Source organism: Kitasatospora sp. NPDC003701 (assembly GCF_053587085.1).
In genome coordinates, this window is record NZ_JBSFNM010000024.1 from 79,538 (window position 1) to 96,743 (window position 17,206).

General features: G+C 74.9%; 6 protein-coding genes. 4 read left to right on the top strand and 2 right to left on the bottom strand.

The genetic code is table 11. From position 1 onward, the window contains the following. Window positions 1-24 precede the first annotated feature (24 nt). Genes ACWDRR_RS23050 through ACWDRR_RS23060 form a run of 3 tightly spaced genes read left to right on the top strand, consistent with a single transcriptional unit; the run spans window position 25 to window position 13,792 of the window. The gene (locus ACWDRR_RS23050) at window positions 25-10,269 is read left to right on the top strand and encodes a thioester reductase domain-containing protein (protein ID WP_449774072.1); all 10,245 of its coding nucleotides are present in this window, start codon (window positions 25-27) and stop codon (window positions 10,267-10,269) included. Beyond that, window positions 10,266-12,683: an acyltransferase domain-containing protein gene (locus ACWDRR_RS23055; protein WP_449774073.1), complete on the top strand. Its 2,418-nt coding sequence runs from the start codon at window positions 10,266-10,268 to the stop codon at window positions 12,681-12,683. The genes ACWDRR_RS23050 and ACWDRR_RS23055 overlap by 4 nt, the downstream gene beginning before the upstream one ends. After that, window positions 12,674-13,792 carry an FAD-dependent monooxygenase gene (locus ACWDRR_RS23060; protein WP_449774074.1) on the top strand — a complete coding sequence of 373 codons (1,119 nt, stop codon included), beginning with the start codon at window positions 12,674-12,676 and terminating at the stop codon, window positions 13,790-13,792. Before ACWDRR_RS23055 ends, ACWDRR_RS23060 begins: the two co-directional genes overlap by 10 nt. Before the next feature lie 126 nt (window positions 13,793-13,918). On the opposite strand, the gene ACWDRR_RS23065 is transcribed toward ACWDRR_RS23060, so the two are convergent. After that, window positions 13,919-14,368 carry a MarR family winged helix-turn-helix transcriptional regulator gene (locus ACWDRR_RS23065; protein ID WP_449774075.1) on the bottom strand — a complete coding sequence of 150 codons (450 nt, stop codon included), beginning with the start codon at window positions 14,366-14,368 and terminating at the stop codon, window positions 13,919-13,921. A 115-nt stretch (window positions 14,369-14,483) separates the two neighbouring features. Here ACWDRR_RS23065 and ACWDRR_RS23070 point away from each other — a divergent pair, with 115 nt between their 5' ends. Next, complete coding sequence (locus tag ACWDRR_RS23070) at window positions 14,484-16,130, top strand: DHA2 family efflux MFS transporter permease subunit (protein ID WP_449774076.1); 1,647 nt, start codon at window positions 14,484-14,486, stop codon at window positions 16,128-16,130. A 148-nt stretch (window positions 16,131-16,278) separates the two neighbouring features. Here ACWDRR_RS23070 and ACWDRR_RS23075 read toward each other — a convergent pair whose 3' ends face one another. Further along, the gene (locus ACWDRR_RS23075) at window positions 16,279-17,184 is read right to left on the bottom strand and encodes a CAP domain-containing protein (RefSeq protein WP_449774077.1); all 906 of its coding nucleotides are present in this window, start codon (window positions 17,182-17,184) and stop codon (window positions 16,279-16,281) included. Window positions 17,185-17,206 lie beyond the last annotated feature (22 nt).

A 17,206-nucleotide genomic window follows, 5' to 3' on the forward strand; every position in this document is an offset into this window, starting at 1 on the left:
CACGATCCAAGGGAGCACGATCCTGTGGAACTCGGGAACTTCCGGACCCGGATAGGCCCGGACGACGCCCTCGTCCGGGACCACCGCCTGCACGGCGTGCCGGCCATGCCCGCGGTGAGCGCCCTGGACGCGGTCCTCCGGGCCGCCGAACTGCGCGGCATCGCACCGGACCGGCTGGAGCTGCGCGAGGTGACCCTCGAACCCTCCCTCGCCCTCCCGGACGGTGCGGAGCGCCGGCTGGACTTCCGCACCGGGGCGGGGCCGCGGGGCGCCGTGCTGTCGGCGGTCGCGACCGGCGGCGCCGACCGCGCCGGGCGACCCGTCGTCCGCTGCACCCTCGTACCGGGTGAGGGGGGCACCGAACCGGAGCCGCTGGACCTCGCCGCGGTCCGCCGGGCCCTGGGCGGCGAGTCCGCGACGGCGGTCGACGCCGACTACGAGGCCGCGGACCGGGCCGGCGCCGAGTACACCGGTTCGCTGCGCGCGCAGGGGGTCGCGGCCCGGCTGGCGGACGGTGTGGTCGCCGAGCTCACGCTCGCCGCCGAGGCACGCGCCGACGCCGAGGACTTCCTGGTCCACCCGGCCTTCCTGGTCGCCGCCACGGTGATCGCCACCGGCCGGCTCGGCCACCCCGCGGCCGGGGCCCGCCTGACGGTCCGCCGGGTGCGTGCCCGGCGCGGCTGCGGCACGACGGTGCTGCTGGCGGCCCGGCCCGCGGCCGACGGCGCGGCCGTGGACGTGGTGCTCCACGACGGCGAGGGCAGGCCGGTGGTGGCCCTGGAGGGGCTGGCCGTCGAGCGCGAACCCGCCGTGGTGGCGCAGCCGCCCGCCCGCCGCCGTCCGGCCCGCCCGCTGGAGATCGCGGTGGTCGGCATGAGCGGCCGCTACCCGGGCGCGGCCGACCTCGACACCTTCTGGACCAACCTCCGGGAGGGCCGCGACGCGGTGACCGAGGTCCCCGCCGAGCGCTGGCGGCCGGGGGAGTACCCGGACGGCGGCCGGCCGACGGGCCGCTTCGGCGCCTTCCTGGACGAGGTCGACGCCTTCGACCCGATGTTCTTCCGGATCCCGCCCAGCCTGGCGCCGGTGCTGGACCCGCAGGAGCGGCTCTTCCTGCAGACCGCGTACGCGGCCGTCGAGCACGCCGGGTACCAGCCCGCCGACTTCGCCGCACCGCACGACCGGGTGGGTGTCTTCGCCGGCAGCACCTGGGCCGACTACCGCCTCCTCGGTGCGGAGGCCGCCCGCCGGGGCGAGGCCGTCACCGTCGCCTCGGTGCCCGCGTTCATCGCCAACCGGGTCTCCTACTACTTCGGCTTCACCGGGCCGAGCATGACGGTGGACACCGCCTGCTCCGCCTCGCTCACCGCACTCCACCTGGCCTGCCGCAGCCTTGCCGAGGGGGAGTGCGACGCGGCGCTCGTCGGCGGCGTCAACCTCATCCTGCACCCGGACAAGTTCCTGCTGCTCAACTACCTGAACATGGCCTCCAGCGACGGCCGGTGCCGCTCGTTCGGGGCCGGCGGCGACGGCTACGTCCCGGGGGAGGGGGTGGGCGCGCTCTTCCTCAAGCCCAGGGAGCAGGCGCTCGCCGACGGCGACACCGTCCACGGGGTGATCCTCGGGACGGCGGTGAGCCACGGCGGACGGGCCGCCGGCTTCACCGTCCCCAACCCCAACGCCCAGGCCGACGCGATCGGGCGGGCCCTGGAGCAGGCGGGCGTCGACCCGGACTCCATCGGCTACGTCGAGGGGCACGGAACCGGCACCGCGCTCGGCGACCCGGTGGAACTGGTCGGGCTGCACCAGGCGTTCGCGGGCCGCACCGAGCCGTGCGCGCTGGGTTCGGTGAAGTCCAACGTGGGCCACCTGGAGGCGGCGGCGGGCGTGGCGGCCGTCAGCAAGGTGCTCCTGCAACTGCGCCACGGCGCCATCCCCCGGTCACTGCACTCGACCGAGCTCAACCCCGAGATCGACTTCGCCGCCTCCCCGTTCCGGGTGCCGCAGGAGACGGAGCCGTGGCCCCGGCCCGGCGGCCCGGCGGGCGAGCTGCCGCGCCGGGCCGGCGTGAGCTCCTTCGGCGCCGGCGGCTCCAACGCGCACGTGGTGCTCCAGGAGCACGTCGAGCAGGAGCCCCCGACCGCCGCCGACGGGCCGGAGCTGCTGCCGCTGTCCGCCCGAACCCCCGAGCGGCTGCGGGCGTACGCGAACCGGATCGCCGAGCACCTGAGGGCGGACCGGCCGGGGCGCTTCCGGCACACGGCGCGGACGCTCCAGGCGGGCCGCCAGCCCTTCGAGGCCCGGCTGGCCCTGGTCGCGGCGAGCGCGGCCGAGGCGGTCGAGCAGCTCGACGCCTACCTGGCCGGCGGGAGCGCCGGCGCGCGGGTGCTGACCGGGACGGCCGGTCCGGCGCGGGACGCCGGAGCACTGACCGAGCGCTACCGCGCCGGTGACCTGCACGGTGCGGCCGAGCTCTGGGTCGCCGGCGCCACGCCCGACTGGACCGAGGTCAACGGCGGGCCCGAGCGGCGCGTGCCGCTGCCGGGATACCCGTTCGAACGCAAGCGATTCTGGATCGAGGAGCCTCCCGTGCACGAGACCCCGCCCCCGTCACCCGGCACGGCCCGGGCCGACTTCGATCCGGCGCCGACGCCGGTCGCCGACGAACTGGAGGACTTCTACCCGGACCTCGACCGCTTCGCGGCGGTCGGGGCGCTGCACCGGTTCCGCGACATGGGGCTGCCGGCCGCCGGCGGGTCCGAGCCGGAGCTGATCGCCCGGATGGGCGTGCTGCCCGGCTTCGCGCGGTTCGTCCGCGCGGCGTTCGCCGCCGTCGAGCGCCACGGCGGCATCCGCTCGGAGTCGGGTGTGCTCCGGGTCGTCGAGGAGGAGGCACAGACCCCCGGCGAGCTGCGCTCCCGGCTGCTGGAGCGCTTTCCCCAGGCCACGCCCTTCGTCCGGCTGGTCGACGTCTGCCTGGACGCCTACCCCCGGGTGCTGCGGGGCGAGCGCTCCGCGGCCGAGGTGCTGTTCCCCGGCGCGAGCATGGAGTTGATGGCGGGCATCTACCACGGGAACCGCGCCTACGACTTCTACAGCGACCTGCTCGCCCGCTGCGTCGACGCGTCGGTGGCGCGGCTGGAGCACGGCCGGGACCGGCCGGTGCGCGTGCTGGAGATCGGCGCCGGCACCGGCGGCACCTCCCGCGTCGTGCTGGAGCGGCTGGCCCGCAACGGCCGTCGGGTGGAGTTCCACTACACCGACGTCGGCGGCAGTTTCCTGGCCCACGGGCGCCGGGCCCTCGCCCGGGAGTTCCCGTTCGTCTCGTTCCGGCCCTTCGACCTGGAGCGCGACCCGGTCGCGCAGGGGTACGAGGCGGGGAGCCTGGACATCGTCCTCGCCGCGAACGCCGTGCACACCGTGAGCGACGTCGCCGCGGCCCTGGAGCGGATCCGGCTGCTGCTGGCCCCGACCGGGCGCCTGGTGCTGAGCGAGGCGACGGAGCTCCAGGCGGTGCTGGACCTGACGCTCGGTCTGCTCGACGGCTGGCACCGGTACCAGGACCCGGAGCGCCGCCTCCCCAACGCCCCGCTGCTCTCCGCCGAGGGCTGGCGGACGCAGCTCGAACGGGCGGGCTTCACGGGCGTGCGCGCCCACGGCCCCGGTCTGACCGCGGACCCGGCGCCGCGCCACCGGGTGATCGTCGCCGAGCCGGCGCCCGCGGGGCGTCCGCGGGCCGTGCCCGCAGCGGCCGCGCCGGGCACCACCGCCGCCGTCGCGGCAGCGCCCGCCCCGACGGCCGAGGCGGATGCGACGGCGCTCGAACGGCAGGTGCTGGAGATCGTCGCGGACGGCCTCGGCGCACTGCCGCAGGAGATCCGGGCGACGGCGTCCTTCGCCGAGTACGGCGTCGACTCGATCCTGGCCGTGCGGATGACCGACCAGGTCAACCGGCTGTTCGGGACCGACCTGCGGCCGACGGTGCTGTTCGACCACCCCTCCGTACGGGGGCTGACGGAGCATCTGATCTCCCTCGGTGCCCGCCCGACCACGCCGTCGCCGGTGGTGGCGGCCGCACCGGAAAGCACCCCGGCGGCCACTCCGGAGGCAGGCGCCCAGACCGATGCACGGACCGATGCGCAGACCGGCGCGCAGGCCGGGCCGGACCCCGCCGGGCGGCCCGCCGCCGCGCCGACGGCGCAGCGGGGACGGCCGGTCGACATCGCCGTGATCGGCATGTCCGGGCGCTTCCCCGGCGCCGACGACTACCGCGCGCTGTGGCGCAACCTGGCGGCCGGCCGCAACGCCGTGGGCGAGGTGCCCGCGGAGCGCTGGGACGTCGGGCGGCACTACCAGCCCTGGCCGCCCGCGCCCGACCGGACGTACTCCCGCTGGGGCGGCTACCTCGACGGCGTGGACCGCTTCGACCCGCTGTTCTTCAACATCGTCCCGGCCGAGGCGGACTTCATGGACCCGCAGCACCGGCTGTTCCTGGAGGAGAGCTGGAAGGCGGTGGAGGACGCCGGCATCGACGCCGCGACGCTGCGCCGCTCCCGGACCGGCGTCTTCGTCGGGGCGCCGTGGTCCGACTACCTCAACCTGATCCGCGAGCGCGGGCAGGCGGGCTCGCACCACGTCTTCACCGGCAACAGCCCGGCCATCCTGCCGGCCCGGGTCGCCTACCACCTCGACCTGACCGGCCCGAGCGTCGGCATCGACACCGCCTGCTCGTCGGCCCTGGTCGCACTGCAGCAGGCCTGCCGCAGCCTCGCGGCCGGTGAGTGCGAGCTGGCGGTGGCCGGTGGCGTGGCCGTCTTCGTCACCCCCGAGTACCACCGGCTGGCCTCCTCGCTCGGCATGCTCTCGCCGCAGGGGCAGTGCCGCGCCTTCGACCGGGACGCGGACGGCTTCGTGATCGCCGAGGGCGTCGGCGCCGTGGTGCTCAAGCCGCTGGACCGCGCGCTGGCCGACGGGGACCCGATCCACGGTGTGATCAAGGCCATCGGGGTCAACCAGGACGGGCGCACCAACGGCATCACCGCGCCCAGCGCCCGCTCGCAGACCGAACTGGAGCTGGAGGTCTACGCGTCGGCCGGCATCGACCCGGCCACCATCGGCTACGTCGAGACCCACGGGACCGGCACCAAGCTGGGCGACCCGATCGAGATCGAGGCGCTCACCGCCGCGTTCCGGCACCACGGCGTCCCGAACGGCAGGGTCGCGATCGGCTCGGTGAAGAGCAACCTCGGCCACACCTCGCACGCCGCCGGGATGGCGGGGCTGTTCAAGGTGCTGCTGGCGCTGGGGGAGCGGAGCATCCCGCCGTCGCTGCACTTCGACGCGCCCAACCCGCTGATCGGTCTCGCGGACACCCCGTTCTTCGTCAACACCGAGCTGCGCGAGTGGCGGGGCGCCGGGCGCCGGGCGGCGCTCAGCTCCTTCGGGTTCAGCGGTACCAACGCCCACCTGGTGGTCGAGGAGCACCCGGACACCCGGCCCGGGACCCGCACCCGTTCGCCGCGGGCGCTGATCGTCCTGTCCGCCCGCACGGAGGACAGCCTGCGCCGCCAGGCCTCCGAGCTGGCCGCCTTCCTGGCGGCGCGGCCCGGGACGAGCCCGCACGACGTCGCGGCCACGCTCCAGCTCGGACGCACCGCCTTCGAGCACCGGCTCGCGTTCACCGTCGGCTCGCCCGCGGAACTCGCCGAGCGGCTCGGCGCGATCGCTGCGGGCGGTCCGGTGCCCGCCCTGTACCGGGGGCAGGCCGACCCCGACGCGCGGCCGGCCGCACCGCTGCGGGCCGAGCCGGGATCGGACCTGGAGGGGCTGGCCACGGCCTGGACCTCCGGCGCCGCGGTGGACTTCTCGGGGCTGTACGAGGGCGGCGCGGTCCGACGGATCAACCTGCCCGGCTACGCGTTCGCCCGTGACCGCCACTGGCTGCCCGAGGTCGAGCCGGCCGAGCCGGCTCCGGCGGGGCCGACGGCGGCCCGGGAGGGCGCCGCGGACCGCCTCCGCGAGGTGGTGCGCGAGCAGGCCCGCGAGGCGGTGCGCGGCGCGGTGGCCGAGCAGCTCGGGGTGTCCGGTCCGGACGTCGACCCGGCGCTCGACCCGCTGGCCCTCGGCCTGGACCGGGTCGCCAGGGACCGCGCGGTCGCGGCCGTCAACCGCTCCCTCGGCATCGACCTCTCGACCGACGCCTTCGGCGTCCGCACCTCCGTCGCGTCGCTCGCCCGGCTGGCCGCCGAGGCGGCTCCGGTCTCCGCGCCGACTCCCGAGCCCGCGCCGGTCGCCGAGCCCGTCCTCGCGCCCGAGGCCGAGCCCGCGCCCGTCCTCGCGCCCGCGCCCGTCCCGGAGCCGATCGGCGACCTGCGGCAGCGGGCCGAGGAGTACCTGATCGGGCTGTTCGTCCAGGAGGCCCGGCTGCCCGCCGACCGGGTCCGCACCCGGGCGCCCTTCCAGGACTTCGGCATCGACTCGGTGCTGATCGCCAGGCTCAACTCCCGGCTGGAGGAGGACTTCGGAACGCTGCCGGCCACCGTCTTCTTCGAGTACCGGACGATCCGTGAACTGGCCGGCTTCCTGGCCGGCGAACGTGCCGAGCAGCTTGCCGCGCTGGCCGCCGAGCCGCTGCCCGCTCCCGAGCCGGTGCCCGCTCCCGAGCCGCGGCCCGCCCCCGAGTCGCCGGCCGCCCCCGAAGCGGTACCCGCCGTCGTCGCGCGGCCCTCGACGGTCGCCCGGCCCGCGGCGGCCGGGTCCGTCCCGCCCGCCGAGCGCGCGAGGGACCGGGACATCGCCGTCATCGGCATGTCCGGCCGGTACCCGATGGCCAACGACAACGACGAGTTCTGGGCCAACCTGGTCGCGGGCCGTGACTGCATCGTCGAGGTCCCCGCCGATCGCTGGGACCACAGCGCCTACCTCAGCGACGACCCCGACCTCCCCGGCACCACCTACGCCAAGTGGGGCGGATTCATCGACGACGTCGACAAGTTCGACGCCCGGTTCTTCAACATCCCGCCGGTCGAGGCGGAGGGCATGGACCCGCAGCAGCGGCTGTTCCTGGAGGCGGCCTGGGCCGCCCTGGAGGACGGCGGCTACACCCCCGAGCGGGCCCGGGCCGGTGCCCGGCGCCGCCGGACCAAGGACGTCGGCGTCTTCGCCGGGGTCAACTACGCGGAGTACCAACTCCTGGTGGACGTGCCGATCGCACCGTACTGGGCCGTGGCGAACCGGGTCTCCTACCACCTGGGGTTCAACGGCCCGAGCTTCGCGGTCGACACGGCCTGCTCCGCCTCGCTGACGGCCATCCACCTCGCCTGCCAGAGCCTGCGCAACGGCGAGTGCGGCTACGCCATCGCCGGCGGCGTCAACATCTCCATCCACCCGGGCAAGTTCCTGATGCTCGGCTCGGGGCGCTGGGCCTCGACCGACGGCCGCTGCCGCACCTTCGGCGCGGGCGGGGACGGCTACGTCCCGGGCGAGGGCGTGGTGGCGCTGGTGCTCAAGCCGCTGGCCGACGCCCGGGCGGACGGCGACCGGATCTACGGGGTGATCCGCTCCAGCGAGATCAACCACGACGGCCGCACCAACGGCTTCAGCGTGCCCAATCCGAACGCCCAGGCCGAGCTGATCCTCGAGGCGCTGGACAGCGCCGGAGTCGACGCCCGCCGGCTGAGCTACGTCGAGGCCCACGGCACCGGCACCTCGCTCGGCGACCCGATCGAGATCACCGGTCTGACCAAGGCGTACCGGCGGTTCACACCGGACCGCGGGTACTGCACGATCGGTTCGGCCAAGGGCAGCGTCGGCCACCTGGAGGCCGCCGCCGGGGCGGCCGGGCTGGTCAAGACCCTGCTGCAGCTGCAGCACGGGACGATCGCGCCGTCCCCGCACTCGGACCCGCCCAACCCCAACATCGACTTCGAGAACAGCCCGTTCCGGGTGGCCCGCGAGGCCATGCCCTGGGTGCGGCCCGCCGGTGCACCGCCCCGGCTGGCGGCGGTGAGCTCCTTCGGCGCGGGCGGCTCGAACGCCCATGTGATCGTGGAGGAGGAGGACGCCCCCCGGGCCGGCGCGGAGCGCGGCCCGGCCGGGCCGGAACTGGTCCTGCTGTCGGCGCGGCGTGCCGACCGGCTGGAGGAGCAGGCACGGCGGCTGCTCGGATTCCTGCGCTCGGAGCGCGGTGCGGGCGTCCCGCTGTCCGACGTGGCGTGGACCCTCCAGGTCGGGCGCGAGGTGTTCGAGCACCGGCTGGCGGTCGTGGCGTCCTCCACCGACGAACTCGCCCGCCGGCTGGAGGACTTCCTCGCCGGGAACGGCGGCGCCGGCCTGGTCGGCGGTACCGTCCGGACCCACGAGGTCGCGGGCGGTGAGTCGGAGTCCGACCGCGAGTACCTGGACCTGCTCCACCGGCGCGGCGACCTGGGCCGGGTCGCCGAGCTGTGGGCGGGCGGCTGGCTCGTCGACTGGGAGGCGCTGCGCGGTACGCGGCGCGGGCAGGTCGTCAGCCTGCCGGGCTACCCCTTCTCCCGCGACCGGCACTGGATCGTCCCCGAGGAGTACCGCCGGCCGCAGCCGGCCGTACCGGCGCCGGTCGCGGCCGCGTCGAGGCCGGTCGAGGTCCTGGCGGTCCCGGCGGCCCTGGCGGCTCCGGCGCCCGCCGTCCCCGCGGTGAGCGGCACCGACGAGGCGCGCGCCGCCGAGCTGGAGGAGGCGGTGCAGCGGATCTTCGCCGACCTCACCAAGCTGCCGGTCGAGGAGCTCGACGTCGAAGCCGACTTCCTGGACTTCGGATTCGACTCGGTGACCACCGTGCGGATGCTCAACCGGCTGATGAAGCAGTACGGCGTGCGCATCCCGGCCACCGCCGTCGACGACTACAACACGATCCGCGACTTCTCCCGGCACCTGCTGGAGAGCGGGCTGATCACCTCGACGGACCCGGCCGCCGCGTCGGCCGACGCGGCCCTGCCCACGCTCACCTCGGCCTCGTCCTCGGTGACGCTGAACCGGGTGCTCACCGAACCGGCCCGCGCCCCGCACAAGTTCACCCGCGACGAGCCCTTCCCCGCCGAGTCGGTGTTCATCACCGGCGCGACCGGCGTCCTCGGCGGCAAGCTGCTGCACGACCTGCTGAAGACCACCGGGGCGCGGATCACCTGCCTGGTCCGCGGCGGGGACACCGCCCAGGCGGCCAAGCGCCTGCGCCACTTCGTCGAGGTGTACGACCCGGAGGGCCGGCTCGCCGAGGAGTTCGACCGCCGTGTGACGCCGGTGCTGGGAGACGTGGGCGAGGACCGGTTCGGCCTCGACGAGGCCACCTGGTCCAGGCTGGCCGCGGAGACCGACGTCACGATCCACAACGCGGCCGTGACCGCGCTGGTGACCTTCTACGAGTCGCTGGCCCCGGTCAACGTCGACGGCACCGCCCGGGCCATCGACTTCGCCCTGGCGAGCCGGCACAAGTACCTGGTCTACGTGTCCAGCTTCGCGGCCCTTGGCGACTACCTGCTGGGCGATAACGTGCCCTACACCGAGCACGACCTCGAACTCGGCCAGGAGTACGACCACTTGCCCTACCAGGAGACCAAGTACCACTCCGAGAAGCTGGTGCGCGCCGCCTCCGAGCGGGGGCTGGTGTGGAACATCTTCCGGCCCGGCGACATCATGGGCGAGAGCGGAACCGGCCGCTACCCCTTCGCCGAGGTCAGCGTGAAGGGGGCGTTCTACGACTTCTTCAAGACCTTCATCGAGAGCGGCACCGGCCTGCTCACCCCGATCAACTGGGACATCACCCCGGTCGACTACGTCAGCGCCGGCATGCTCCACCTCGCGCTGAAGCGGCCCAGCTACGGCGAGACCTACCACCTGACCAACCCCGATCACCGCAGCCTGTTCGAGGCCCAGGACTACATCCGGGACTTCGGCTACGACATCCGCTTCGCCTCGATCGACGAGTTCGGCCGGATGGCGAGGGAGCGGGCGTTCCGCCACCGGGGGACGGACGAGCCGTACCGGAGCCAGACGCTGGAGATGATCCAGTACGCGATGGAGGTCTGGGGCAAGGAGCACTACGAGCTCAGCACCCACCCGGACTGCGCCTACACCCGCGCCATCCTGGCCGAGGCCGGCATCGACTGCCCGCCCATCGCCGAACTGATGCCGGTCTACCTGCGGCACTGCATCGAGGTCGGGTACCTCCGGGCGCCGGACCGGCCGGCCCGCGCCGCCGGCGGCACGGCGGCCGGGAGCGAGGTGGCCCGATGACCGTGGACGCCGTGGTCTTCCCCGGCCAGGGCGCGCAGCGCGCCGGCATGGGCGCCGACCTCCACCGGCGCTGGGAGGTGGCCCGGCGCACCTTCGAGGAGGCCTCGGACGCGGTGGGGGAGGACCTCGCCCGGATCTGCTTCGAGAAGGACGAGCGGCTCCACCTCACGGAGTTCACCCAGCCCTGCATCCTGACCGTGGAGACGGCTGCCTACCGGGTCGCGGCCGGGGAGTTCGGCTTCGCGCCCGGCCTCTTCGGCGGCCACAGCCTCGGCGAGTACACCGCGCTGGTGGCGGCCGGGGTCCTCCCCTTCGCGGACGCGGTGTCCCTGGTCCGCACCCGGGGCGCCCTGATGCAGCAGGCCGTGCCGCCCGGGACCGGCGCCATGGCGGCGCTGATCCTGACCGGCATCGAGGACGGCCCGGCGCCCGGCCTGGTCCGGGAGGCGGGCGCGGAGGTGGTGAACCACAACTCCCCGCACCAGGTGGTGATCGGGGGCACCGCCGAGAGCGTCGAGCGCGCCGGGGCGGTGCTGGCGCAGGCCCTGCCGGACCTCACGTTCGTCCGGCTCCGGGTCAGCGCGCCGTTCCACTCCAGCCTGATGCGCGGGGCGCAGGAGCGGTTCGCCGAGCCGCTCGCGCGGTGCGCCGTGCGGCTGCGGCCCGAACGCGCGACGTCGGTCACCTCCAACTACACCGGCGGCTTCCACCGGCCGGAGCTGCTCGTCGACCACCTGCGCAGGCAGGTGGCGGGGGCCGTGCGCTGGTCGGACAACATGCGGGCGCTGGCCGAGCGGGCGGACCGGATCTTCGAGATCGGCCCGGGCGCCCCGCTGACCAAGTTCTTCGCCGCGCTCGGGCACCCGGTGACCCCGCTGACCACCGCGGCCCACCTGGAGCAGCGGCTGCCGGGCCCCGCGCCGGTGGCGCCGGTACCGGTGGCGCCGGTACCGGTACCGGTACCAGTACCGCTGCCGACGCCGGTTCCGGCTGCCGAGCCGGCCCGCGCGGTCGCCGAGGCCCCGGCCGACGGGGCCGCCCGGCTGGGCGACCCCGCCTTCCTGCGGGACCGCGGGGTGCGCCTCGCCTACGCCGTGGGCGGGCTCCCCGAGGGCATCACCGGCCCCGAGCTGGTGATCGCCCTGGGCCGGGCCGGGCTGCTGGGCCACCTCGGCCTCGGCGGGCTCCGGCCCGACCGGGCGGCGCAGGACCTCCGCCGGGTGCGGGCCGCGCTCCCCGCCGGTGCCCCGTGGGGAGCCACGCTCACCCGCGATCCGGACCGGGACCGCACCGCGGAGTGGGTCGAGCTGCTCCTGACCCACGACGTCCCCGGGGTCGAGGCGATCGGGTTCACCACCCCCGAACCCGCGTTGGTCCGGCTGCGGCTGACCGGCCTGCGCCCGGGGCCGGACGGCAGCCCGGTGCCGGCCCGCCGGCTCCTGGTCCCGGTCTCCCACCCCGACACCGCGCGGCAGTTCATGGCGCCGGCCCCCGAGCCCGTGGTCCGGGCGCTGCGGGCGCAGGGCCTGATCACCGACGAGGAGGCCCGGCTCTCGGCGCGGCTGCCGATGGCGGACGACCTCTACGCGCTCCCGGAGCCGGCGGCGCCCCTGGGACTGCTCGGCCTGCTGCCCGCGCTGCGCCGCGTCCGGGCCGAGACCGCCGCCGGCCGGCCCGGCCTGCCGCGGGTCCGCCTCGGCGCGGCGGGCGGCCTCGGCACCGCCGAAGCCGTGGCGGCGGCCTTCGCCCTGGGCGCGGACTTCGTGCTGACCAGGTCCGTCAACCAGGCGACCGTCGAGGCCGCCACCAGCGCGCTGGTGAAGGACCTGCTGACCGCCGCCGAGGTCGGGGACTTCGCCACCGCCCCCGCCGAGGAGGCGCTGGACCAGGGCGGCCGGGTCACCGTGCTGCGCCGGGGCGGGTTCTTCGCGGCCCGCAGCGCCCGGCTCTACGAGCTGCTCCTGCACGGCGAGGGGATCGACGGCCTCGACCCGGCGGAGCGGGAGGTGCTGGAGAAGCAGTACTTCGGCCAGGGCCTCGACGACGTGTGGGCGCAGATCCGGTCGGACCCGGCGCGCTGGGGCGCGGCCGCGATCGCCCGCGCGGAACGGGACGCGGGGGAGCGGCCGGTCCTGCTGGTCCGCTGGTACCTGGCGGACACGCTCCGGCGGGCGATCGCGGGCGACCCGGCCGAGCGGCTCAACTTCCAGATCCGCAGCGGTCCGGCGGTCGCCGCCTTCAACCGCGAGGCGGCCGGCACCCCGCTGGAGCACTGGCACGGCCGTCGGGTCGACGCCGTGGCGCAGCGTCTGATGACCGGCGCGGCACGGGTGCTGTCGCAGCAGCAGTGGTACGGGGACCGGGCGTCCGCCCCGGCCTCCGCGACGGAGAAGGGAACGGATCCATGGCAGTGATCTCGAACGCCCTGGTGGTCGGGGCCGGCCCGGCCGGGCTGGCCGCCGCGGTGGCGCTGAGGCAGCGCGGCATCGCGGTGGACGTGGCCGAGTTGACGAGGGACCGCTCGGTGCCGGGCTCGGAGCTGCTCCTCAGCAGCCCGGCCCTGCGGGCCCTCGACAGCCTGGGCGTGGCCGACCGGGTGGCCGCGACGGGCGCGCCCATCAGCTCGGCGCGCACCTACGCCCCGGACGGCACCCTGGTGGCGGACATCGAGCTGCCCAGGGTCACCCGCCCGAGCCTGCCGCCCGCGGTCGGCATCGCCCGCCGGGCGCTCCACGACGCCCTCTACGACCGGGCCGTCGCGCTGGGCGCCGTGATCCGGCACGGCCGCACCGTGACGACGCTCGTCGAGGGCGCCGACGGCGTCGTCGCGTCGCTGTCCGACGGGACGGTGACCGAGTACGGGCTGGTGGTCGGCGCGGACGGCGTGCAGTCCAGGGTCCGCTCGCTGATCCTGCCGCAGGTGCAGCCGGAGTACACGGGGGAGATGGTCTGGCGGGCGCGGATCCCGCGCCGGGGCGAGGCGGTGCTGGAGGGCTACGCCGGCCCGCGCAACCACGCCGGCTACCTGACGGTCTCCGAGGACACCGCGTACGTCTTCTGCCTGGTGCCGGACGAGGACGCGGTCCGGCTGCCCGGCGACCGCTTCCCCGAGCTCCTGGCCGAGCAGCTGGCCGGGTTCACCGGAAGCATCGGCTGGGCCAGGGAGCGGCTCGGCGGACCGGAGTCCATCCACTACGCGCCGATCATGTCGCTGCTGCTGCCCGGACCGTGGCACGTCGGCCGGGTGCTGCTGATCGGGGACGCCGCGCACGCCACCCCGCCGCACATCGGTTACGGAGCCGGGCTTGCGATCGAGGACGGCGTGGTGCTCGCCGAGAGCCTGGACGGGCAGGCGACGGCGGAGGGCGGGCTCAAGGCGTTCACCGAGCGGCGGGCCGAGCGCTGCCGGACGGTGGTGGAGGCGGCCCTCACGATCTGCCGGTGGCAGCTCGGCCGGGAGCCGATGGGCGACTACAAGGGCACCCTGCTGAGGACCTGGGCCGCGCTCAACGAGCCCGTGTAGCACCGCGTACACCGGTCGTGGTCCGGCGCCGGCACCCGAGCCGGCGCCGGGCCGCACCGCGCGGGCACGGGGCACGGGGCACGGGGTACCGGGCACGGGACCGGGCCAACCGCGTGCGGGACCGGCTCAGGCCGAGCGGAGCACCGCCGACAGCTCCGAGTCCCGCTCCGCGACCTTGGCGAGCAAGCCGCAGAGGTGCTCCAGCTCGTCCTGGGTCAGCGCGTCGAAGGAGGACGGCGGCTCCCACAGCGACACCTGCACCCGGCCGAGCAGCTCGCGCCCCTCGGCGGTCAGGGCCACGGTCTTGACCCGCCGGTCGGTCGGGTGCGGTTCGCGCCGGGCCGCCCCGCGCCGCTCCAGCACGTCGATCACGCCGGTGAGGAACGAGGGGTTCCAGCGGAAGGTGTCCGCGAGCCCGCGCATGGTCTGGGGCCCGGCGGACAGCAGGAGCAGCGCCTTGAGGCCGGTGGGGGTCAGATCGAACTTCGCGCAGACGTCGTGGAGCCGGTCCCGACCCTCGCCGGCGATCATCAGCGTCAGGAGGGTGCGCCATGCCGTTTCTGCCGCAGAGTTCATGGACAAAGCGTATCGTACAGAATAGTTCAGTTCAGTGAATGATGTATTTGACAGAAGGAAAGTGTCTGCCCCAGGATGAGGCCCGTTGTGACCGGTGACTCCTAAGGAGCGGACCTTGACGGTCGATCAGCGGGACCGAAGCAATCCGTGGCTCGTCCTGGTGGTGCTGTGCCTCGGCTTCTTCATGATCATGCTCGACACGACGATCGTGAACGTCGCGCTGCCCTCGCTGGCGGGCGGGCTGGACACGTCGCTCGACCAGATCGTGTGGGTGGTCAACGCCTACCTGCTCGCCTACGCCACGCTGCTGATCCCGGCCGGACGGCTCGGCGACCTGTGGGGGCCGCGCAGCCTGTTCACGGCCGGCCTGGTGGTGTTCACCCTGGCCTCGGCGGCCTGCGGGCTGGCGCAGACCAGCACCGAACTCATCGCGGCCCGGGTGGCCCAGGGCGTCGGCGCGGCGCTGCTGACGCCGCAGACCCTCACCATCATCGCGACGGTCTTCCCGCCCGAGCGGCGCGGCCGGGCGATGGGGGTCTGGGGCAGCATCGTCGGCCTGGCCACGGTGGCCGGCCCGACCCTGGGCGGCCTGATGGTCCAGGTGGCGAGCTGGCGGTGGATCTTCTTCATCAACCTGCCGCTCGGGGTGCTCGCCCTGGTCGGGACCTTCCGCTACGTGCCGGACCTGCGGCCGGGGCGCAAGCACCGGTTCGACCTGATCGGCGTGGCCCTGTCGGCCGCGGGGCTCTTCCTGCTGGTCTTCGGGCTGCTGGAGGGGCAGCGCTACGACTGGGGCGCCTTCTGGGGGCCGATCACCATCACCGAGGTGCTCGGGCTCGGCGTGGCCCTGCTGATCGCGCTGGTGCTCTGGGAGCGGGTGCCGGACGAGCCGCTGGTGCCGCTCTCCCTCTTCCGGACCCGCAACTACTCGCTGATGGTCTGGATCAACGGGATCATCGCCTTCGGCATGCTCTCGCTCTACCTGCCGATCGTCCTCGCCCTGCAGTCCGGCGCCGGCATGAGTGCGCTCTCGGTCGGTCTCACCCTGGCCCCGATGTCCGTCGCGGCCTCTGCGATGGCGCCCTTCTCGGGCGGGCTGGCCGACCGCTACGGCCCCAAGTACATCGTCACCATCGGGCTGTGCCTGTTCACCGGCGGCCTCGGGCTGCTCTGGGTGGCCGTCGCCAACAACGCCGGCTGGGTCGGCTTCCTGGTGCCGACCGTCGTGGCCGGCCTCGGGCTGGGCACCAGCATGGCGCCGGTGGCCGGTGAGGCGATGCGCTCCGTCCAGCCCCAGCAGGCGGGCGCCGCGTCCGGCATGCTCAACACCGCGCGCCAGGTCGGTGGCCTGGTCGGCACCGCCGTGGTCGGGGCCGTGCTGCAGAGCCGCATCGCGGACGCCCTGGTGGACGAGGCCAACCGGACGGCGCCCGGGCTGGCCCTGCCGCAGCCGGTGCGGGACCAGTTCGTCCAGGCGTTCGTCGACTCCGGCGCCAAGGCGGGCCTGAACGTGACCCCCGGTCAGAACGGCGGGGTGAAGATCCCCTCCGGCCTGACGGCGGACCAGGTGGACACCTTCCGCGGCGCCGCCCACGACGTCTTCGTCCACGGCCTGGTCAACGCCGCCGGGCCGACCCTCGCCGTCCCCATCGGGGTGGTGCTCGTGGGTCTGATCAGCAGCTTCTTCACCACGGCCAAGAAGCCCGCCGCCGCCGCACCGGTCGTGGCGGTGCAGCCGGCAGCGCAGCGGGCCTCGTCCTGACCGGACCGCGCCCGCGCCGGCGGGCGTGACGGCGGCGGGCCGGCCGGCCCGCCGGGGGCACAGAGCCCCCGGCGTCCCGGCCGCCGCCGCGCGTCCCGGCGGGGTCGCGCGGTCGTTCCGCCGTTGTCCCGCTGCGGCCCCGTGGCCGTCAGCGGGTGCCGAAGTCGGCGTTCCAGGAGGCCGTTCCCGTCCGGGCCAGGCCGACCTCGGTGTAGTCGCCGAGCATGATGTTCAGGTGTCCGGACGACCTGATCCAGCCGTCGACGGCGGCGTCGATGTCGGTGGGCCCGTAGAAGGCGATCTCACCGAACGCCCGCCAGGCGTAGCCGAAGCCCCGCGCGATGTTCCCCGAGTCGCAGAAGTGGCCCGAGACGCGGCGCTGGTTCATCTGGTCGGCGTTGCACCTGGCGGCCTGGGCGAGCGTCTGGTTGAGCCGCACGGCCGGCTTGCCGTGCTGGGCGCGCACGGCGTTGAGCCGGTCCAGGAAGCGCTGCTCCACGGAGCTGCCCGTGCCCGTGCCGGGCCCGATCAGGTCGAACCGCTGGGACATGCTGCCGTCACAGTTCTCGACGGTGACCTCCCGGTCGAGGCCGTGGTACGTCAGGCAGCGGTTGTCGCGGGCGTTGTGGAGGTAGGTGCCGCCCTCGGCGGCGGACTCCAGGGTCCACTGCTGGTTGTCGCCCGCCCACCAGTGGATGAACTGGGTGGACCGGCCGTCGTTGGTGTCCATCTCCAGGACGCGCTCGGTGCCGTTGACGTTGCGGGCGAAGTCCACCCGGCCGCCCGGCTTGTTGGAGATCCAGAACGAGGTGGAGGCGTCCCGGTAGTTGCGGGCGATGATCCGGGAGGCCTCGCCGTCGGAGCTGGCCAGTGCGTGGTGGTTCTGGTGGTCCTGGATCGTGATCATCTGCTCGACCACGTCCGCCGTCGCGGCGTTCGCCGGCGCGGCGAGCAGCGTGAGGCCGCCCACGGATATCGCGGAGACGGCGAGCGCCAGCGCCGCGGTGCGGGTGCGGGCGCGGGCGCGGGGGTTCCGGGTGGAGGGGTGGGACACGGTGGTCTCCTGCTGTCGATTG